We start from the raw sequence: 19,952 nt of genomic DNA, 5'->3' as shown, positions 1-19,952 counted from the left end.
TGTTGTTCAAGCACCCCGAGGGAGGCCCACCGCTCTCCCTCATACAAGTTGACGATTTAAGAGGAAAAACCCATCAGGGAAGGTGGCCGTACTCACCGGCGCATAGGGCCAAGGCCAAGAGGTGGCGAGCATGCCGATGGAGCGCACCTTGCCGATCTCGTTGTAGAGCACTTGATGCGTATGGCCGTGGATATTGGTGACGTTGGCATAGGGCTCGAGGACCTCGTGCAGCTGCCGCCAATCGCGCACCCAGAAGTTCCACGGGGGGTAGTATTCGTAGATCGGGTTGTGGGTGAACAACACGATCGGCGCATCCTTCGGCCAATCGGAGAGGGTCTCGCCGAGCCAGATCAGCTGCTCCGCTCCGACCGCTGCCCAGGCGCCCCCGAGTGTGCCGTCCAAGGTGGCCATGTGGCCCATCCGCTCCTTCGGGCTCATCTTGCGCGAGGTCCAGAAGTCCTCCGCGCGGCTGACCGTGTCCAGGCCGATGAAACGCACACCCTTGTGATCGAAGGTCCAGGGTGTCTCCCCGAACATGCGGTTCCAGGTTTCGCCCATGTCGAGATACCAGTCGTGCTCGCCGGGGATGAAGACCTTCTTGATCGTCACCTCCTCGAGCAGCTCGGCGCCGAGCTCGAGCTCGACGGGGTCGCCGAGTTGAGCGAGATCGCCGCCGAAGATCAAGAAATCGGCGGGCGGGTCCATCGCCTGGACCTCTTCGATGGCACGGACCGTCTTCTCGACGAAGCGGCTGTTGAGATCCCTCGGATACAGATGCGTGTCGGAGATCCACGCGAATTTGAATGGCTCGCCGCCGGCGGCGAAGGCGAAGTCAAGCGTATTGAGCAAGGGAAAGAAGCCATAGGCCGCGGCGCCGGCTGTGCCGAGAACGAGCGACTTATGCAGGAAGATACGACGGGTCATGCGTATCGCGTTTGACGGCGTCTCGCCGGATCGGCGCAGCAGCCGGTCCATGTCACGCCGATGTAATGCCTGTTCGTTCATCGTTCGGTCTCCTCCAAGACAGGAAAGGTGCGTGCGATATCGACCTCAGGGCTTGCTCAACTCGATGGTGAGCGCCTGGACATCGCCGCCTTTCACCGTCACGGTCGTTTCGGTGTCGCCCGTGTAGCTCTGGGTTGCCACCAGGGTGTAGTCCCCCGGTGGAATGTCGGTCATGCTGAAATGGCCTGTTGCGTCGGTCAGGGCGTAGTAGGGGTTGTCCGCTACGAAGACATGGGCCAGCATCCAGCCATGGGCATCGCATTCGAGGCGGACCATGCCGGGACGCGGAAGCTCTTGGGTGACCTGATCGCCCGCGTTCGGCAGGGCAACGTTGAATGCGGAGCGGCGGCCGTAGAAGGCGCGGGTGTTGTGCAGGACGGGATCCGAATTGTGAATGTCGATCTCGCCCGCGCGAATGATCTGCATGGCGGGATGGAAGCGGCAATCCTTGTTGTCGATGACCGGCGTCTGCTCGGGCTCGCCCCAGGGCTTTCCTCGCGAGACCTCCTTTAAATAGACGACGGCATCCTGCACGCCCTTGTCCGGTCCCACATACACCTGCGGCTCCTCGCGGGGCCCGCCGCAGACTTGACCGTCTTTCGTGGGGATGATCTTTTTGACCGGGACCCTGCCTTCATAGATCACCCGTCCCTCGAGGGTTCCGCCACCGGCGACATCGATGGCCTCGTAGGCTTGCGTTGCCCCGCAAGCGAGGACCAGTGAAAGGATCCCGAGGCCGCTTGCGACTGAGGTTTTGCAGCTCATGAGGTTTCACTCCAGATCCGGTTTCAACAGGGCCCGCCGGTCGATTCGATTCGCCTCGATTTCCGACTACCGCGCTCACCTATACGAATAGGTCAGCGCTCCGAGCAAGCCAAATTGATTGTGTAGATCACGGTCATCGAGAAATGACGATGACGGCCGGTAGGGGCGCCGATGCCGCTTTGTCCTCGTTGACCTCGGGACGGTGCAGGACCGACGATCAGATGCGAGTCGAGCCTGCCGCGTTTGCGAGCGACAGGGGTTCCACGATCGTCGGCAGATTGGCGTGCAGAAATCGCGCTAGCCCTAGGAGCGACGGCGCTCGTGAGTAGCCGCGGCGCCAGGCGATCCCGAGGGTACGGGTGGGCACCGGAGGTGCGAGCGGACGGAAGCAGACCGCGTCGGGTCGACCCCCGACGACATTCGGTGAGGCGGCCAGCGCCGGCAAGAGGCTACAGCCGGCGCTGGCTGCCACCAGTTGGAGCAACATCTCGAGACTGCTTGCCTCGATCGCGTCGGGCCGATCTGCGAGGCAGGTCGCCAGGTAGGCGCTCACCTGGTCGCGCAGGCAGTGCTCCGGGCCGAGCAGCAGCAGGGTGTAGCGGCACAGCTCCTCGGGGAGGATGTCTGTCTCGGACGCCAAGGGGTGGTCCTTGGGCAAGACCGCCATCAAGGGCTCCCGGAACAGCGGTAAGACCTCGATGCCGCCATACTCCGTCGGGAGCGAGAGGAGCAGCGCATCGAGCTCGTAGCTGTGCAGCGCATCGAGCAGACGTGTCGTCGGATCCTCGCGAACGACGAGACGGAAATCCGGGAAGTCGTGTCTCAGTGCGGAGAGCACGCGGGGCAAGAGAAACGGGGCAAGGGTCGGAATTACCCCGAGTCGCACCGTGCCGTCCATCGGGTCTCGCGCCTGACGGGCAAGCTCGCGGATCTCGCCGAGCGCCTCGAGGGCAACGCGCGCCCGTTTGATCACCTCCTCGCCGATCGGGGTGGGACTCACATGGTGATTGTCCCGCTCGAACAGGGTGACCTCCAGGTAGTCCTCGAGCTTCTTGATCTGCATGCTCAGCGTCGGCTGCCCGACGTGGCAGATCGCGGCGGCCCGGCCGAAATTCTTCTTGTCGGCCAACGCCACGAGGTAGCTCAGCTCCCGGATCGTCATGGGTCGCCTCTTGTCGCACGCTCCGAGGCAGGTGCCTCGGAGCGCCCTCGATCGGATGTCCGAACCTTAGAGCCGCGAGCCTTCGATCTCGACATCCGCCCCGGCCCACACCCGCGCGAGCTCGAGCGCAACGCTCTGCGCATCGAGGCTCTTTCCCTGCGCGAGCAGACTCTGCTCCAGCCCGGCCAGGGACCACCCGTTGTGGGGGTAGATCTCGAGATCCTTGCGGTAGACCGCTTCTGCATCCGCTGGCCTGTTCGCGGCGAGCAGGGCCGCCCCGAGGTTTTGGCGGGCCGGCACGTACCAGTCCGAGGGCTCGACGTAGGTCAGCGCGTCTTCCAGACGCACCGCCGTTTCGAAATGTTCGATTGCGGCATCGAGCCGACCGCCCTCCTCCAGCGCGATCTCTCCGGCCAGCACCTCGCGCGCGATCGTGAGAACCTGAGCCATGCTGTTGGTTTCCCAGATGCGCGTGGCTTCCATCTCGGGGTCGTCGGCGATCGATGCGAGCGCCGAAAGCGAGCTCTTCGCCCCGGCGAGGTCATGTGTGCGCGCCAGGGCCAGGCCCCAGGCGTAATGCCATATGCCGGTCGGGTAGATCAGATCCTCCGCGGGTTGCGGTTCGGCGAGCACATCGTCCCAGCGTCCGAAGCGCACCATGACGAAATAAGGCAGCGCCCAGTAATGTTGCAGGGTGGCATAACCGGCCTCGCGCATGAGCTCCTGATCCTGGTGGGCCTGCGTGTGCCGCGCAGCATCGAGGGCCTTGCGGCTCTGCCCGATGAAGCTCGCCGCCGCGGCGAGGAAGTGGTGGTTGTGCGGCATGTAGGCCACCGGGTAGAGACCCTGGGCATGGCACTGCGCGATGTAGGCATCGTCGGCGGCGATGGCCTTCTCGTTGGCGAGCACCGCCTCCTCGTAACGCCCGACGCGGATATAGATGTGCCCCGGCATGTGCACCAGGTGACCGGCGCCCGGCACCAGGTCGCGCAGCCGATCTGCCGCCCCGATGCCGCGCTCGGGATGGACCTTCTCGACGGCGTGGATGTAGAGATGATTGGCCAGCGGGTGATTCGGATGCTCGGCGAGTACGGTCTCCAGTGTCGCGAGGATGGTCCGGGTGACGGGCTTGGGCGAGCCGTCGTCCTCCCAGTAGTCCCAGGGCGTGGTGTCCATCAGGGCTTCGGCATAGAGGCTCGCCGCATCCGGGTCCTCGGGAAAGCGCTCGGCCACTTTGCCCATCGCCTCCGCATAGGCTTGGTCGAGCGCGCCGCGGTCATCGGGTGCCTGCTCGGTATAGCGCTCGGCGAGTGCCTCGATGTAGGTCCTCTCGCGCTCGGTGGCCGAGTCCTTGAGGGCCAGAGCGCGTTGAACGGCGGCATAGGCGCGGGGATTCTCGGCTACATCCATCCCCGCGTTGATATTGGGGCCGAGCACCAAGGACTCCCCCCAGAAGCACATGGCACATTCGGGGTCGAGGGTCTGCGCCTGGCGGAAGGAGCGCGCGGCCTCCTTGTGATTGAAGCCGAACGACAAGACGAGGCCCTGATCGAAATAGCGCTGTGCCTGCGGCGAGTCGGTCGTGATGTCGTGATGATGGTTGCCCATGCCCTCGAGTAAGGGGGCGATCGGTTGCTCGGGGGCAGCCGCGGAGACCAGCGACGTGACCATGAGCAAACCCCAAGACACTGCTGGAATGTCGCGAAGGTTCATGTTGACCTCCCGGACGATATTTAGCCGGCACCGGAATCGGGGGTGTGCGCACCGTATAGATCCTTGTTGCGCCGAGGACCGGGAGAGGAGATGGCCACGGCCGCCCCGGCGGCGATCGGATGCGCGTCCGGATGCTCTCACTTAACCTTAGCAAAATATTCCGATTAGACCAGTCGGGATTCCGTGTGGATGGCCCAAAGATCAGCACTTCGGCCTGCGCATCCTGGAGCACGCAGGGGATCATGCCGAGCAGCTCGACCGGGAATCCAACCCGTGCACCGCATCGGCGTGCAGGATGGTCTCCGAGCTTGAGGTTATCCGCTGCACACGCCCCCGCGCCGCGGCCATCCGGCCCAGCTCGTCCTGGTCCAGACTTACGCTCTCGCGCTGCATTCACGGCGCTCGGCTCCATTCGGAGTCGGGATCCTCACGTGTCTCGGTCGTCTTGCCAGTCCGCTCCTCAGCGTTTAACGTTCAGGCCCGGTTTGTTGCACCGTCAACGCACGGAATATCGCACTTTGGTCGTCCTCCTTGCTCGCGGGGCCACTTTGATTTTTTTCGGGGACAGGATGGATCGCGCCGATCAGCATGCGCAGGGCCAGCGCATCGTCGCAGGGCGGGACGGGGCCGAACCGACCCGGGCAGGAATCAAGGTGCCTGTCGCTGTCCTTCGGGCGCGGTTTCGACATGAGTGACGCCGGCGCCCTGTCGGCCAAGCTGGCATTTGCGCTTGATCAGCTGACTTGGCTGGCAACCTATGCAATCGCCGCATTCGGTGCCGGACAGCGGCTGCTCGCGCCGCTTGCGATGGCCGATCTGGATGCGGGGCTTCGGAGCAGCCTACGCCTTGCAGCGGGCATCGGCGTCTTCGTCGTGAGCTTGTTCCTCCTGGCTGCGACGGGCTTGCTGGTGTCGAACGCCATCCTGCTGCTGGTGTTGTCGGGACTGGTGGCCGCCGCGGCACATGGCCTGACGGTCGTACGATCCTCGCGGAAGATCCCGGTCTCGGTTCGGCCGGGGCAGGTCAGCCCGCGCGAGTGGTTCTGGATCCTTCTGATCCTCTTATCGGTCATCCCGCTGCTCACCCGGGCGCTGCAGATCCCGTTTCAATTCGACGAGCTGATGTATCACCTTCCGACCGCCCGCGATTGGGCCCGGGAGGGCGGCCTGACGGTCAACGAGTCGCTGCGCTACCCGCTGTCGGCCTTCAATTTCCACCTGCTTTACGCGGCCGCGCTGGTGCTCGGCAACGATGTGTTTCCGCATCTGATCCATGCCTTCGCCGGGGTGCTCGTTGCCGTCGGGGTCTACTCGGTCGGTCGTCGTTATTTCGACCGGCGCACGGGCTTCGTGGCTGCCCTTCAGACGATCATCGCAACCCTCTGGTTCTACGAAACGGCCTATGTCGATCTCGGCGTCGGGTTGTTTCTGTTCTTCGGATTCGTGGCGCTCGCGCTTGCCTACGAGCAGCAGGATGCGCGCTGGATCTATCTTGCGGCCTTTTTTGCGGGTCTGGCGGTCGGGACGAAGTACCAGGGTCTGTTCTATCTGCCGGTGCTCGTCCTGCTGGCGCTTGCCGTGGAGCGACGGCCATCGGTCCTGGTGCGGGCCTCGCTCGTGTTGTTTTTCGTGGGTGGGTACTGGTACCTGCGCAATCTCTGGATCTCCGGAGACCCGTTGCATCCCATCGGCGGGCGTTTCTTCGGATATTGGCTCTGGAATGCCGATGATTTGAGGGCGCAGTACCGGGATCTCGATGGGGTTCGCGGTTGGCCCGAGTGGTATCTCTGTGTCGCCGCAGCAAGTGTGTTTTTTCTGAAAGGTTCATCCGGGATCTACCGCGGCCTGGTCGCGGCCGTGCTCGGCTCGGCCCTGATCTGGATCCTGGTCTCCGGCTATCCGCGCTATCTGGTCCCGGTGTATCCGCTGTTGGCCTTGCTCTCGGCCTTTGTCTTTGTCAGGGTGTCGGATCTGATCGGACTCGGCCGCAGGGTCGGAGCCCTTTGGGCGAGGCTCGGCAAGCGCTGGCGCGTCGCGCTCCCGAGCATCCTTTTGCTGATCATCGGGTTCAGCTACATCGACGACGCCAAGCTCGCGTGGGGGCGCATTGCGCCGACTGCCGACGCGCGTGACGCCGTGTTGCGCCAAAGGTCTGCCGCCTACGAGATCCTGAGCGATGTCGACCCCGACGACGGATTGCGCGTTTTTCAGCTCGGCTTCGAGGGGGAGATCTATTACTTCCCCGTGCCGGTCACCGGCGACTGGTTCGGTCCCGGGCGTTACTCGGAGGTGGCCCGTCGTTTGGGCAAGGGTGCGGAGCTTGCCGGTTATCTGGCGTCGATGGACACCAACGCCCTCCTGATCAATCGACGTCATCCGTCCTTCGCGGACCTCGCGCTTGATCCGGATATCGACCGTTATTTTACCCTCGTGCGCCGTACCGATCGCGTCGAGCTCTACCGCTTGAAGGATCGGCGTTGAGACCGCCGCGACGGTCTCGGTCGTTCCGCGCAGGCCCGTGGCCTGCCGCCGGAGTGCGGGCGGTCGAGGCCGGCGTCGTTGCGTCGAGGAGGCGACTATGCATCAATTGATCGAGATCGACGGATCTTCGCCCTGTCCCGATCCGGATCTTGCGGCACTGCGCACGGCGGTGCTGATCCCCTGTCACAACGAGGCCGCGGCGATTGCGGCCGTGGTGCGTGATTTCAGGGCAGCCCTGCCTTGGGCTCGGATCTACGTCTACGACAACAACTCGACGGACGACACCGCAGCGCAGGCCCGTCAAGCCGGCGCCATCGTCCGTCGCGAAACCATGCAAGGGAAGGGCTATGTGGTCTGTCGCATGTTCAGCGACGTCGATGCGGATCTCTACGTCCTCGTGGACGGCGACGACACCTATTGCGCCGCCAGTGCGCCCGGACTCCTGCGACGCCTCGTCGTCGAGCGTCTGGATATGGTCAGTGCCGCGCGCATCGGAGAAACCCGCGAGGTCTATCGCCGCGGTCACCGGTTGGGCAACCGCATCCTCACCGGGATGGTCGCAGGCCTGTTCGGAAATCACTTCCGGGATATGCTGACCGGGTACCGGGTGTTCTCGCGTCGCTTCGTCAAGTCCTTTCCGGCCCTGTCCGCCGGTTTCGAGATCGAGACCCAGCTGACGGTCCACGCGCTGGAGATGCAGATGAAGGTGGCCGAGGTTGAAACGCCGTATCGAGAGCGGCCGGAAGGCTCGTACAGCAAGCTGCGCACCTTTCGCGACGGCTGGCGAATCGTCAAGACGATCGGGGTCCTGTTCAAGGAGGAGCGACCGCTTGCCTTCTTTTCTACCTGTTTCGGCGTGCTGGCGCTCGGCGCGGTCGCTCTGGCTTGGCCGATCTTTGCCGAGTTCGCACACACGGGTTTGGTCCCGCGTTTTCCCACCGCGATACTGGCTACCGGGATGATGTTGCTCGCGTTCCTCTCGCTGGCAAGCGGCTTGATTCTCGACACCGTTGCCCACGGCAGACGCGAGCTCAAGCGGCTGCATTATCTGGCGACCCCGCCCTTGCCGGCGATGGATTCGGCGTCCGAGGAGGACCCATGAGCAAAGCCGGGTGTCCGCAAGCGCGCCTGCGCACCGAGGCGTTGCGTTTCGCGATGATCGGCGCGATCGGGTTTCTGGTCGACGCCGCGGTCTTGACGGGTTTGGTGAGCGGGCTCGATAGGGGACTCTACGAGGCCCGTGCGGTTTCCTTCAGTCTCGCGGTGTCCGTGACCTGGTATCTGAACCGGCGATTTACATTCATCGATCGAATCTCCGCGGACCGCACGCGCGAGTATGCCCGCTATGTTGCGGTCCAGATCGTCGGCGCACTCATCAACCTCGGGATCTACGCCCTGGTTGCGAGTGGATTCCCGGCGCTCGCGGCCTACCCGGTCATCCCGCTGGCCGCCGGTTCCGCTGTTGCGATGCTCTTCAACTTCCTGGCCTCGCGACGATTCGCCTTTATTGCTCCGAGCGTGCAATCCATCCCATGCGCATCACAGCCGTCTTCTTCTCGTACCTCCTCGCCTGCCTCCTCCTTGCCGCGCTCTTGACCTACCCGGTCATGTCGACCGGCTGGCTCGACGAGGATCCGCAGCGGGTGATGGGGCGTTTGGCGCAGGTCTTCATCCTGCTCGGGGTCTGGCCCTTTCTCAAGCTTATGCGGCTCGCGGACCGGACCGCGCTGGGTTACGGTATTGCAAAGCCGGCCTTCCGGCGCGCGGTCGCTCTGGGCTGGGTCGAAGGGGTGGCGATCCTCCTGGTGCTGGCGCTAGCCCTCGTCGCCTTGGAGATCCGTCTGCCCGATGCGGACCTGGAGCTCTGGCCCTTTCTGGCAAAGAAGGCACTCCAGGCCCTGATCGGCGGGCTCCTGATCGGCGTTTTGGAGGAGACCTTCTTCCGCGGTGCCCTTTACACGGCGATCCGCCGGCGCGACGGTGTCGCCTCGGCCGTGGTCTGGACGGCGTTTCTCTACATGCTGGTCCACTTCATGAAGCCGAGTGAATTGCCCGCGGGCGTAGCCTTCGATTGGACGGGCGCGTGGCAGATGTTCGGCGCCGTCTTCGTCGACGTCTTCCAGTGGAAGCATCTGAGCTCGATGGCCGCGCTCTTCATGGTCGGGGTCTTTCTGGCCTTGGTGCGCGAGCGCACGGGGCACATTGCTTGGGGGATCGGGCTGCACGCGGGCTGGGTCTTCGTGATTCAGGTCACGCGGCGGATGACCGACGGCAACCCCGATGCCCCGGCCGCCTTCCTGGTCGGCAGCTACGACGGCATCATCGGCTGGCTGGCGGCGGTATGGATCGGCCTGCTGGCGCTGCTCTTTTGGGGATGGACACGACGTTCGAGGTCCTATGTTGCTTGAGTCGAGTGTCCGGAAGATGGCGGGATCAGCCGCGCAGCCGTTGCTCTCAATCGTCTCCCTGCATCCGGCGGCGAACCTCGGGCAGGTGCCTGCGGCTGATCGGGAGCTGTTCCGCACATTCGCGCAACTGTATGAATGAGCCTCCGTCCGCGCGTTTCTCCAAGCCGGCGACCCGGTCACGCGCGACCAGTGCGTTACGATGAATGCGCAGGAAGCGCTCCGCGAACTCCTGCTCCAACCTACGCAGCGACTCGTCGATCAGGAGCTCGCCGTCGACATGACGCACCGTCACGTATTTGTGCTCGGCGCGCAGATAGATGACGTCCTCGATCCGCACGGTGCGTAGCCCGCCCCGGTAATGGGCGCTGATCTGGCGCCGAGGGGCAGCTCGAGGCGGATCCCGATCGCATGGTGTGCCCGGCCCGACACACCGAGCCGGCGTCGGATTCTGCAGGCGCAACAGTGTCTCGCACAGGCGCTCGGGGCACACCGGCTTCACCAGGTAACCCGCGAGTTGGTTGCCGAACGCAACCAGGGCCTCATGCTCGAAGGCCGTCACCAAAATGACCGCCGGGGCGGGATCCAGCGCGGCCAGTGCTCGCGCAGCCTCCAGCCCGTTCGTGCCGGGGATCTGCACGTCCAGCAACACCAGATCGATCCGCTGCGTCCTGCAGATCTCGATCGCCTGCAGTCCGTCGGTCGCTTCGCCGGCCAGGATGTACCGCCCCTCGGTGTCGGCCAGCAGCCTCCGAAGCCGCTCGCGTGCCTGTGCTTCATCGTCGACGACCAGGATGTTCATAACCTTTTCCATGGATCAGGTCTGGACCGGGTTGACAATGGTGCTTCTTCAGTCGAGCAGGAAGTGCTGCAGGATGCGACCGGTAAGTCCGGCGAGGCGCATCTTCAGGCTGACCTTCCGCCGCCGCGGATGTTCGCTCTTAAAGATAGCCCACGATCATTTTACTCGGTATTGCGCCGTTGCCGACATCTCGTGTTCGGCCTCGGGCGTTTGCCCGGTCCCGGCTCCATGCGCGCGATCCATCCGGCGCAACTCCAGCGTGTAGAATCATGCGATCGCACCCATTCGGATCTCTTAGATGCACGAGCCAAGCTCTTCCGCCAAACCCTGGGCCGGACGCTTCAATGCGCCCACCGACGCCTTCGTCGAAGCCTTTACCGCCTCGGTCGACTTCGATCGGCGGCTCTATCGCTACGACATTCAGGGCTCCATCGCCCACGCCACGATGCTGGCCCGTCAAGGCATCCTGAGCGATGCCGAGCGCGATGCCATCGTGTCCGGGCTGGAAGCGGTGCGGGAGCGGATCGATTCCGGCGCATTCGAGTGGTCAATCCCGCTCGAAGACGTCCACATGAACGTGGAGTCCGCCCTGACCGAGCTGATCGGCGATGCCGGCAAAAAGCTGCACACCGGGCGTTCGCGCAACGATCAGGTCGCAACCGATGTTCGCTTGTGGCTGCGCGAGGAGATCGATCTGATCCGCGCGGCGATCGCTCGCCTTCAAGGCGCCTTGCTGGATCTCGCCGAGCGCGAGGACGAGACCATCATGCCCGGCTTCACCCACCTGCAAGTCGCTCAACCCGTCACCTTCGGCCACCACATGCTGGCTTGGTTCGAGATGCTGGATCGCGATCGCGAGCGCCTGGCCGATTGTCGGCGGCGCATGAACGTGATGCCGCTCGGAGCCGCGGCGCTGGCCGGCACCACCTATCCGATCGATCGGGCCTATACCGCCGAGCTGCTCGGCTTCGATCGGCCGGCGGAGAATTCGCTCGATGCCGTGTCGGACCGGGATTTCGCGATCGAATTCACCGCGGCCGCGGCCATCCTCATGATGCATCTGTCGCGCTTCTCCGAGGAGCTGATCCTCTGGTCGTCGAGTCAGTTCGGCTTCATCGAGCTGTCAGACAGCTTCTGCACCGGCTCCTCGATCATGCCGCAGAAGAAGAACCCGGACGTGCCCGAGCTGGTCCGCGGCAAGAGCGGGCGCATCTTCGGACACCTGATGGGACTCTTGACCCTGATGAAGGCCCAGCCCTTGGCCTACAACAAGGACAACCAAGAGGACAAGGAGCCCCTCTTCGACACGGTCGACAATCTGAAGGGCTCGCTCAAGGTCTATGCCGAGATGATGCGCGAGGTCGCCTGCAACCGGGCGCGGATGCGCGCGGCCGCCGCACAAGGCTTCAGCACCGCGACCGATCTGGCCGATTATCTGGTGCGCAAGGGCATCCCCTTCCGCGATGCTCACGAGATCGTCGGCAAGGCGGTCGGGCTGGGCGTGCGCGAAGGTCGGGATCTGGCCGAGCTGACGCTCGACGATCTGCGCGGTTTCTCCAACGCCATCGAGGCCGATGTCTTTACGGTGCTGACCCTGGATGGCTCGGTCGCCGCACGCGATCACCTCGGCGGCACCGCCCCGGCACAGGTGCGCGCCGCGATCGAACGAGCACGCGCCCGCTTGGCCGGCTTGGGCATGAGCGATGCCCGATAGCCTGGATCAGCTCAACGCCCGACTACTCGCCTTCGCCCGCGAGCGCGACTGGGAGCAGTTCCACTCGCCCAAGAACCTCGCCATGGCGCTCGCCGGCGAGGCCGGCGAGCTGCTCGAGCACTTCCAATGGCTGAGCGAGCAACAGAGCGCCGAGCTAAGTGCCGAGAAGAAACGGCAGGTCGCCCATGAGCTCGCCGACATCCTCAATTACCTGGTCCGCCTGGCCGAGCGGCTTGACATAGACCTCCTGGCCGCCGCCGACGAGAAGATCGCCATCAACGCCGCGCGTTATCCGGCAGACAAGGTGCGCGGGGATGCGCGGCGGGCGAGCGAGTATGGAGACGAGGATACAAGCCTGGACGGTTCTGCTTGACGCGTTGCTGGCGGCAACCGAAGCACGCGAGAACGTCGTCGTCGATCGGTTTGCCAAATCGGCTCCTGATTGGCAAGGAGATTCAGTATGCGCCGAATCCACGATTCGGGGCTGAGGGCCGCAAGCATCAAGTAACCAAAACCATTGAGGGCGAGCGTGGCGAGCTCAGCCGGACGTGCTGGTGATCTGCGATCGGGCGAAGACCGACTGTCGCGGCGTGCGGGGCGGTCCGGACTTCGTCGTGGAGGTGCTCTCGCCGCGCACCGCGAGCCATGACCATGTGCGCAAGCGCCGGGTCTACGAGCGAGCCGGCGTGCGTGAATACTGGCTGGTCCCTCCGGTCGACCGCACCCTAAACGTCTACAGGCTGGAGCAGGGCCGGTTCGGCGGGGCCGAGGTGATGGAGCTGGAGGGCGAAACCCCGGTCGGCATCTTGCCGGGCGTGGTCATCGCCCGAGATGCGCTGGTCGGGCGTCTCGCGCCGCCGGAGGACTGAGTCTCTGCGAATTCCCGGTGCAGCGGTTTCTCGAACCCGCGACCGGTCAAAGCGTCTCGGGCGAAAAGGTATCGCACGCTGAGGGCTCGCCGGTGGTGAGACCGCGTTTGAACCAGCGCACACGCTGTGCCGAGCTGCCGTGGGTGAAGCTGTCGGGGGTGACATGGCCGCGGGTTTGGCGTTGCAGACGGTCGTCGCCGATGGCGGAGGCGGCGTTCATGCCCTCCTCGACATCGCCCGCTTCGATGATGCTGCGCGCCTTGTGCGCGCGGTGCGCCCACACCCCGGCGAAGCAGTCGGCCTGCAGCTCCAGGCGCACCGAGAGCTGATTGGCTTCTGCCTGGCTGGCCCGACGACGCGAGCTCTCGACCTGCTCGGAGATGCCGAGCAGGTTCTGGACGTGGTGGCCGACCTCGTGCGCGATGACGTAGGCTTGGGCGAAGTCGCCGGGCGCACCGAAATCACGACGCAGCTCGTCGTAGAAGGCCAAGTCGATATAGACGCGTTGATCGGCCGGGCAGTAAAAAGGGCCCATGGCGGCCTCGCCCAACCCGCAGGCCGAGCGGGTCATGCCCGAGAAGAGAACCAGCGTGGGCTCTCGATACTGATCGCCGCCGGCCTTGAAGATCTCGCCCCAGGTGTCCTCGGTGTCCGCCAGGACCACCGAGACGAAGTCTGCGAGCTCGTCCTTGACCGCAGCGCTCGGAAGCCTGATCTCGGGTTGACCGGCACCGAATGGATCGCCATAGGGTACTTGGCCGCTCGGCGCCCGGGAGGTCTCCTGAGTCGGCCCCAACCCGCCTTGGGTCAGGAGAAGGCTCGGGTCCACGCCCAGAAGCAACAGGACGACCACCAGGATCAGGCCCCCGAGCCCGCCGCCGATTCCGACGCGGCGCCCCACGCCGAGCGGGCGCCGTCCGCCGAACGGGCTGTCGCCGAGACCGCCGCCGCGGCGATCCTCCACATTCTCGCTACGCCTGCCGGTCTTCCAACGCATGGGTTTTCCTCAGATGCCTAAACCGCGTCCAGAGCCAGATGCTCATTTTCGAGTGAGCTCGACGTTTGGTGTATCCACAACCATTAGCGGGGACGCGGTTTAAAATGAGATATTTTTTAGTATTTTAAACCGCGCCGGCTCCAACGGTCGTCAAACCTGCCGGGGCCAATCCTATCCAAAAACATCGCATACCGGGCCGGGCGCGGTTTAACGTAGACAGAAACGCTGAATCAGCGCCCGCAAGAGGTCGAGCGTCGGTCTGATCCGATCCAGCTCAAGATACTCGTCTGGTTGGTGGGCTTGAGCGATATCGCCCGGGCCGAGGACGATGGTCTCCATCCCGAGTTGGTTGAGGAAGGGCGCCTCGGTGCCGAAATTCACGGCCTCGGCGGTGTGGCCGGTCAGCCCCTCGGCGACGCGCACGATCGCCGAGCCGGCGGGCGTCTCGGCCGGCGGGATGGCCTCGAACAAGGGTTCGACGAACCAGGCGAGCCCGCGACGGTCGGCGACGGTCGCGACTCGGCGACTAAGCTCGGCACGCACTTCGGTTGCGCTCAGACCGGGCAGGAGCCGCATGTCGACATGCAGCTCGCACTCGCCGCAGATCCGATTGGGGTTGTCGCCGCCGTGGATGTGGCCGAGATTCAGGGTCGGGTGCGGGATCTTGAATCCCTCGTGTCGGTGGCTGTCCGCGAGCTCCGTCCGCCAAGCCATCAGGGTGCCCATGACCTCGTACATGCCGTCCAAGGCGTTGTTGCCGAGGGAGGGGTCGCTCGCATGGCCGCTGCGCCCGACCAGGCGAATCGACTCGCCCATGACGCCTTTGTGCAGACGCACCGGGCGCAGCCCGGTCGGCTCCCCGATCACCGCATAGCGCCCCAGCGGCCTTCCGGCCTCGACCAGGGCGCGCGCACCGTGCATCGCGGACTCCTCGTCCGCGGTCGCCAGGATCATCAGGGGCTGCGCGAGGTCGGTCGCGGTCAAGCCGCGGGCGGCCTCGATCGCCAGCGCCAGGAAGGACTTCATGTCGGACGTGCCGAGCCCGTAGAGGCGCCCCTGCGCTTCGGTCAGCTTGAGCGGATCGTGGGTCCAGAGATGGGCGTCGAAAGGAACCGTGTCGGTGTGTCCCGACAGCACCAGACCGCCGGGCCCGCTGCCGAGCGTGGCCAGCAGATTGGCCTTGTCCGGCTGCCCCGGCAACTCCAGGATCTCGACCCGGAAGCCGGCTGACTCCAACCAGGAGGCCAACAGATCGATCACCGCCCGGTTGCTGTGGTCGAAGGCGGGCGTGACGCTGCTCACCGACAGGGTGCCGATCAGCCCTTCGAGCATGGAGGTCAGGGTCGGGGCCTGGCTGGGCATGAAGTGCTCCGCTGCATTGAGACACGAGGCTCGGGTCCGTCGCCCGAGGAGGATGTAGATTCGATCCGATGGCGCCGACCTCCGACGCCTTGCATTTTCCTGCACGACCTGTAGATTTCGCCGACTCTATCCCGCCTTTCCGGCGCCCGCCAGTCCCCACGCCGTCAGCGAAGCCCGTGTCCAATCCAGTGCCCACCGATCCGATCAGCGACACCGCGCCCCCGTCTATACGTCTGCGCCCTGCGGTGCTTGCCGATATGGGCGCGCTGCTTCGGCTCGAGGGCGCGAGCTTCCAGAGTGACCGGCTGACCCGTCGCCAGTTCCGCTACATGCTGACTCGTGCGCAGGCGCGCACACTGGTCGCCGAGGATCCGGAGGGTGCACTGTTGGGGTACGTCATGGTGCTCTTCAGCCGGGCGACCTCGGTCGCGCGCCTCTATTCGATCGCGGTCGCGGCACAGGCGCGGGGCCGAGGGGTCGGTCGCGCGCTCGTCGAGGCGGCGGAGGAGGCCGCCTGGGAGCAGGAGCGCGCCTACATGCGCCTCGAAATCCGGCGTGACAACCTCGCCTCGCAGGCGCTGTTCGAGAGCGCGGGTTATCGGCGCTTCGGCGTGCTCTCGGACTACTACGAAGACCATATGGAGGCGCTTCGGTACGAGAAGACGCTCTCTCCCGGTCTCAAGCCGGAGCTCAAGCGCGTGCCCTTCTACGAGCAAACGCTCGATTTCACCTGCGGCTCCTCGTCGCTGATGATGGCGATGCAGGCGCTGCGCCCGAGCCTCGAGCTCAATCGAACGCTGGAGCTGCGGATCTGGCGCGAGTCCACGACCATCTTCATGACCTCGGGTCACGGTGGCTGCGGCCCTCTCGGGCTGGCCTTGTCCGCACAGTCCCGGGGCTTTTCGGTCGAGGTCTTCGTGAACGATCCGGGTGTGCCGCTGGTCGACTCGGTGCGCAGCCCGGAGAAGAAGGAGGTCATGCGCCTGGTTCACGAAGACATGCTGGCCGAGGCGCAGCGTCTGGGTATCCCGGTCAATCCGGGCACGCTCAGCATCGACGATCTCCAGCAGCGTTGGGACGCGGGCTCGGTGCCTCTGGTATTGATCAGCTCCTACCGCATCTACCGCGAGAAATTCCCGCATTGGGTCGTGATCACCGGCTTCGATGAGCACTTCGTCTATGTCCACGACCCCTACGTCGACTACGACAACGGAGAGACCACGCTGGACTCGATCGATATGCCGATTCCCCGTGACGAGTTCAGTCGGATGGCCCGCTATGGTCGGGTCGGGTTGCAGGCCGTCGTTCTCGTCTCCTGCTAGACCGCGTCCGGAGGGACAGGGCAGGTTTGTGGCTGGATTCGGACTCGCCGGTATCGATCAACGCTGCAGGCGACGCGGTCTAGGATTTTTATTTTTTTCATTCTTTAAATCGCGCCTGTGCCGAGGCGCGTTGGTGTGGATAAACCCGGAACCAGAATGCAACGCGACACATACTCTACGAGCGAGCGCGATTTAAATGGCTGAGCACCTGTTGTTGGTGGAGCAGCAAGGCGACTGGAAGCCGGGCTTTCCGCGTCTGCCCGTGGTGACCGCGCGCGACTATCTCGCGGGCGGCGAGCTGGCGTCCAAGCGCGATCTGCGCGTCATCAACCTGTGCCGCAGCTATCGGTATCTCTCGGTCGGCTACTACTGCTCGCTGCTCGCCGAGGCACGCGGACACAAGGTCATCCCGAGCGTTCGGACCATCCAGGAGCTCTCCAGTCGCGAGCTCTACAGCCTGGCCACCGAAGAGCTGGACGGGCTGGTGCAGCGTCTGCTCGGGCGACGCAAGACCTCGGCACTGGCCCCGACCGCCTACGAGCTGACCATCTGTTTCGGCCAGTGCGACGTCAAGGAGCTGCAGCCGCTCGCACGCGAGATCTTCGAGACCTTCCGCTGCCCGATCCTGCGGGTGGAGTTTCGCCGCCAAGGCACCTGGCGTATCGGGGCCATCAAGGCCCTGCCGCTGGCCGCCGTCACGGCGGACGGGGAGGGGCCTTTGTTTGCGGCGCTGGAGGGTTATCTCTCGCAGCGTTGGCGCCAGCCGCGCGCGCGCCTGTCCTACCGCTACGACCTTGCCGTGCTGCACGACCCCGCCGAGGAGCTGCCGCCCTCCGACGGCAAGGCACTGCAACGCTTCGTGAAGGCGGGTAAGTCGCTCGGCGTGAACGTCGAGCTGATCCAGCGCAAGGACTACAGCCGCCTCGCCGAGTACGACGCGCTCTTCATTCGTGAGACCACGCGCATCGGTCACCACACCTTCCGCTTCGCCAAGAAGGCCGACAGCGAGGGCATGGTCGTCATCGACGACCCGGACTCGATCCTGCGCTGTACCAACAAGGTCTATCTCGCCGAGCTGCTGGCGGCGCACCGCATCCCGCGTCCCAAGACACTGGTGCTGCGCAAGGAGAATCTGATGGAGGCCGAAGAGCAGATCGGCTATCCGATCGTGCTCAAGATCCCGGAGGGGTCATTTTCGCGCGGGGTCTTCCGGGCAGAGGATCGCTCGGGGCTGACGCGGATTGCCGGGAAGCTCTTTAAGGAGTCCGATCTCATCCTGGCCCAGGAGTATCTCTACACGCCCTTCGATTGGCGCATCGGCATCCTGGGTCGCCAGCCCTTCTATGCCTGCAAGTACCTGATGAGCCGCGATCATTGGCAGATCGTCAAGCACGAGAGCGACGGTCGTCACGAGCAGGGCGGGTTCGAGACCCTGCCGGTCGAGGCCGTCCCGCCCGCCGTGATGAAGACCGCGCTGAAGGCGGCCGATCTGATCGGCGACGGGCTCTACGGGGTCGATCTCAAGGAGACGCCGGCCGGTCCGGTCGTGATCGAGGTCAACGACAACCCCAGCTTGGATGCGGGGGTCGAGGACCTGGTGCTCGGCGATCAGCTCTACGCCCGTCTGATCGGCGAATTCGTGGTACGACTCGACCGCCGACGCTCCGGCAAACGCTGACTGGAATACGATGACTCTATCCACCGAATTGCGTCCGCAGAGCGTGCGTCTCTCGCGCTCGAAGGCGACTGCGCTTATCACTCCCGAGGAGATCGCCGCCTCGCCCTTGGCCCGTTATCGCACCTTGGTCGACGATTGGGACGCCTTCGCCGCGGCGCTTGGCCGACCGCTGCCGCCCTGCATCTGGGCCAACCCGACGCGGATCTCGGTCGCCGAGCTGGCCGACCTGCTGGCCGAGCAGGGTCTGGAGGCGCAACCCCTGCCCGGTCTGCCCGCTGCCTTGCGACTCCCCGAGGAGACCAAGGCCGGGCGCAACTGGTGGTACTGTGCCGGTCTTGCCCATGCACAGGAAGAGGTCTCGCAGCTGCCCGCGATGCTGATGGACCTGGCACCCGGTCAGCGGGTGTTGGATCTCTGCGCCGCACCCGGCGGCAAGACCGCGCAGATCGCCTTTGCTCTGGGCAATCGCGGGACGCTCGTCGCGAACGACATCGCCCACGCGCGCATCAAGGCGCTCCAGGGTAATCTCGACCGGCTGGGTGTGGTCAACGTCACCACGACCTGCTGCGACGGCGCCAACTGGCCGAGTGCGAGCGGTCAGTTCGACCGCATCCTGGTCGACGCACCCTGCTCGAGCGAGGGCACGCTGCGGCGCACGCCATCCTTGTTGCCCCGGCTGGATCCGAACAGTGCGCTTCGCCTGGGGCCGCGCCAGCGGGCGCTGCTGCGCAAGGCGGTGCAGCGCTGTCGTCCGGGCGGGCGCATCCTCTATTCCACCTGTACCTTCGCGCCGGAGGAGAACGAGCTGGTGGTGGCCGACATCCTCGCCGAGCACACCGGCATGCTGCGCCTGGTGCCCGCATCGGTTCCGGGTTTCGTCGCGATGCCGGGCGTCACCCATTGGAACGGCCGGGATCTTCCGCCCGAGCTGGCGCAATGTCTGCGGATCTGGCCCCACCATCGCGACACCGGCGGCTTCTTCATGGCGATCCTGGAGAAGAATACGGGCTGCCCCGCGGAGCCGACGCCCGAGTCGGCCGTCCTGGACGACACGGATGCTGCGGAATGGCTCGCCGGTCTCGACGACAAATACGGCCTGGGCGGGGATTATTGGGTCGACTACCGCGCCAACCGCCAAACCCGACGTGGATTGCACCTGATGGCCGCCGATCACGCACCGCCTGCGGTTCCCGCGGCCGAGTCGAGCGGTTTGTTCTTTCATCGTACCAATGTGCGACCGCCTAAGCCCAGCACCGGCGGCTCTCTGCTCTTCGGGCGCGATATCACGCGTTTCGGTGTCTCATTGGATACCGAGCAGCGCGATCGTTACCTGCGACGTGAGATCTTCGACCCGACACCCGAGCAACGGGCCGCCACGCCGACGGGACAGATCATCGTGAGCTATCGTGGTCATGTGCTGGGTGTGGGTGTGCTGCATCGCTCCGGGGTGATCGAGAGTTTGTTTCCGAGCCGTTGGAGTGGCTGCGCGGCTTAAAACGCGTCCCGATGGTTTATGGGATGTTTTCGTGTCGGTAGCGCTTGGCCTTGTCCGCTCGGCTTGGAGCGGACGCGTTTTAAGGTGATCTCAGGGAAAGGGTCTAGCGAGGCGTACGGGGGCGGGGGCGTAGGGGAGTAGGGGCGACTTTAGTCGCCCCTACAGGTTCTGCACCCATATGC

The 19,952-nt window shown here is 64.8% G+C and carries 17 protein-coding genes and 1 pseudogene; 10 read left to right on the top strand and 8 right to left on the bottom strand.

Annotation, left to right across the window (positions count from 1 at the left end):
- Positions 1–39 precede the first annotated feature (39 nt).
- The 5 genes from BLV04_RS09115 to BLV04_RS24865 all read right to left on the bottom strand — a co-directional run bounded on the left by BLV04_RS09115 (position 40) and on the right by BLV04_RS24865 (position 5,038).
- Positions 40–1,005 carry a metallophosphoesterase family protein gene (locus tag BLV04_RS09115; RefSeq protein ID WP_093030315.1) on the bottom strand — a complete coding sequence of 322 codons (966 nt, stop codon included), beginning with the start codon at positions 1,003–1,005 and terminating at the stop codon, positions 40–42.
- Positions 1,006–1,050: 45 nt separating this feature from the next.
- Positions 1,051–1,770, bottom strand: a complete 720-nt coding sequence (locus BLV04_RS09110) for a carboxypeptidase regulatory-like domain-containing protein (RefSeq protein WP_093030312.1) — start codon at positions 1,768–1,770, stop codon at positions 1,051–1,053.
- A 217-nt stretch (positions 1,771–1,987) separates the two neighbouring features.
- Positions 1,988–2,932, bottom strand: coding sequence for a LysR substrate-binding domain-containing protein (locus BLV04_RS09105; protein ID WP_093030309.1), 945 nt, complete (start codon positions 2,930–2,932; stop codon positions 1,988–1,990).
- 66 nt (positions 2,933–2,998) lie between these two features.
- A complete protein-coding gene (locus tag BLV04_RS09100; RefSeq protein ID WP_139191892.1) occupies positions 2,999–4,645 on the bottom strand; it encodes a tetratricopeptide repeat protein in 1,647 nt (548 codons plus the stop codon).
- Positions 4,646–4,885: 240 nt separating this feature from the next.
- Positions 4,886–5,038 carry a hypothetical protein gene (locus BLV04_RS24865; RefSeq protein ID WP_175534557.1) on the bottom strand — a complete coding sequence of 51 codons (153 nt, stop codon included), beginning with the start codon at positions 5,036–5,038 and terminating at the stop codon, positions 4,886–4,888.
- Positions 5,039–5,332: 294 nt separating this feature from the next.
- Between BLV04_RS24865 and BLV04_RS09095 the strand changes: the two genes are divergently transcribed.
- The 4 genes from BLV04_RS09095 (at position 5,333) to BLV04_RS09080 (ending at position 9,534) form a co-directional block, all read left to right on the top strand.
- Complete coding sequence (locus BLV04_RS09095; protein WP_175534556.1) at positions 5,333–7,126, top strand: ArnT family glycosyltransferase; 1,794 nt, start codon at positions 5,333–5,335, stop codon at positions 7,124–7,126.
- A gap of 97 nt (positions 7,127–7,223) precedes the next feature.
- On the top strand, positions 7,224–8,228 hold the full coding sequence (locus BLV04_RS09090; RefSeq protein WP_093030300.1) for a glycosyltransferase family 2 protein: 1,005 nt from the start codon (positions 7,224–7,226) through the stop codon (positions 8,226–8,228).
- Complete coding sequence (locus BLV04_RS09085) at positions 8,225–8,722, top strand: GtrA family protein (RefSeq protein WP_093030297.1); 498 nt, start codon at positions 8,225–8,227, stop codon at positions 8,720–8,722. The genes BLV04_RS09090 and BLV04_RS09085 overlap by 4 nt, the downstream gene beginning before the upstream one ends.
- Entirely contained in the window at positions 8,659–9,534 is an 876-nt protein-coding gene (locus BLV04_RS09080; RefSeq protein ID WP_093030294.1) for a CPBP family intramembrane glutamic endopeptidase, read from the top strand. Before BLV04_RS09085 ends, BLV04_RS09080 begins: the two co-directional genes overlap by 64 nt.
- 46 nt (positions 9,535–9,580) lie before the next feature.
- On the opposite strand, the gene BLV04_RS09075 is transcribed toward BLV04_RS09080, so the two are convergent.
- Entirely contained in the window at positions 9,581–10,333 is a 753-nt protein-coding gene (locus BLV04_RS09075) for a LytR/AlgR family response regulator transcription factor (RefSeq protein WP_093030291.1), read from the bottom strand.
- A 298-nt stretch (positions 10,334–10,631) separates the two neighbouring features.
- Here BLV04_RS09075 and argH point away from each other — a divergent pair, with 298 nt between their 5' ends.
- From argH to BLV04_RS09060, 3 genes and pseudogenes are all read left to right on the top strand, one after another.
- Positions 10,632–12,047 carry an argininosuccinate lyase gene (gene argH, locus BLV04_RS09070; protein WP_093030288.1) on the top strand — a complete coding sequence of 472 codons (1,416 nt, stop codon included), beginning with the start codon at positions 10,632–10,634 and terminating at the stop codon, positions 12,045–12,047.
- Entirely contained in the window at positions 12,037–12,420 is a 384-nt protein-coding gene (locus BLV04_RS09065; RefSeq protein ID WP_093030285.1) for a nucleotide pyrophosphohydrolase, read from the top strand. The genes argH and BLV04_RS09065 overlap by 11 nt, the downstream gene beginning before the upstream one ends.
- 169 nt (positions 12,421–12,589) lie before the next feature.
- Positions 12,590–12,916 (top strand): annotated as a pseudogene (locus BLV04_RS09060) (Uma2 family endonuclease); the annotation flags it as partial.
- A gap of 46 nt (positions 12,917–12,962) precedes the next feature.
- On the opposite strand, the gene ypfJ reads toward BLV04_RS09060, so the two are convergent.
- Positions 12,963–13,913 carry a KPN_02809 family neutral zinc metallopeptidase gene (gene ypfJ / locus BLV04_RS09055; RefSeq protein ID WP_093030282.1) on the bottom strand — a complete coding sequence of 317 codons (951 nt, stop codon included), beginning with the start codon at positions 13,911–13,913 and terminating at the stop codon, positions 12,963–12,965.
- Positions 13,914–14,120: 207 nt separating this feature from the next.
- Positions 14,121–15,275, bottom strand: coding sequence for an acetylornithine deacetylase (gene argE / locus BLV04_RS09050; RefSeq protein WP_093030278.1), 1,155 nt, complete (start codon positions 15,273–15,275; stop codon positions 14,121–14,123).
- A 257-nt stretch (positions 15,276–15,532) separates the two neighbouring features.
- On the opposite strand from argE, the gene BLV04_RS09045 reads away from it, so the two are divergent.
- From BLV04_RS09045 to BLV04_RS09035, 3 genes are all read left to right on the top strand, one after another.
- The gene (locus BLV04_RS09045; protein WP_093030358.1) at positions 15,533–16,597 is read left to right on the top strand and encodes a peptidase C39 family protein; all 1,065 of its coding nucleotides are present in this window, start codon (positions 15,533–15,535) and stop codon (positions 16,595–16,597) included.
- A gap of 196 nt (positions 16,598–16,793) precedes the next feature.
- Entirely contained in the window at positions 16,794–18,275 is a 1,482-nt protein-coding gene (locus BLV04_RS09040; RefSeq protein WP_093030275.1) for a RimK family ATP-grasp domain-containing protein, read from the top strand.
- A gap of 10 nt (positions 18,276–18,285) precedes the next feature.
- On the top strand, positions 18,286–19,770 hold the full coding sequence (locus BLV04_RS09035; protein ID WP_093030272.1) for an RsmB/NOP family class I SAM-dependent RNA methyltransferase: 1,485 nt from the start codon (positions 18,286–18,288) through the stop codon (positions 19,768–19,770).
- Positions 19,771–19,952 lie beyond the last annotated feature (182 nt).

This window comes from Thiocapsa roseopersicina, from assembly GCF_900106925.1.
Taxonomy (GTDB): Bacteria; Pseudomonadota; Gammaproteobacteria; order Chromatiales; family Chromatiaceae; genus Thiocapsa; species Thiocapsa roseopersicina.
The sequence above is the reverse complement of the archived record's forward strand: the minus strand, read 5'-3'. Positions and strand labels throughout refer to the sequence as shown.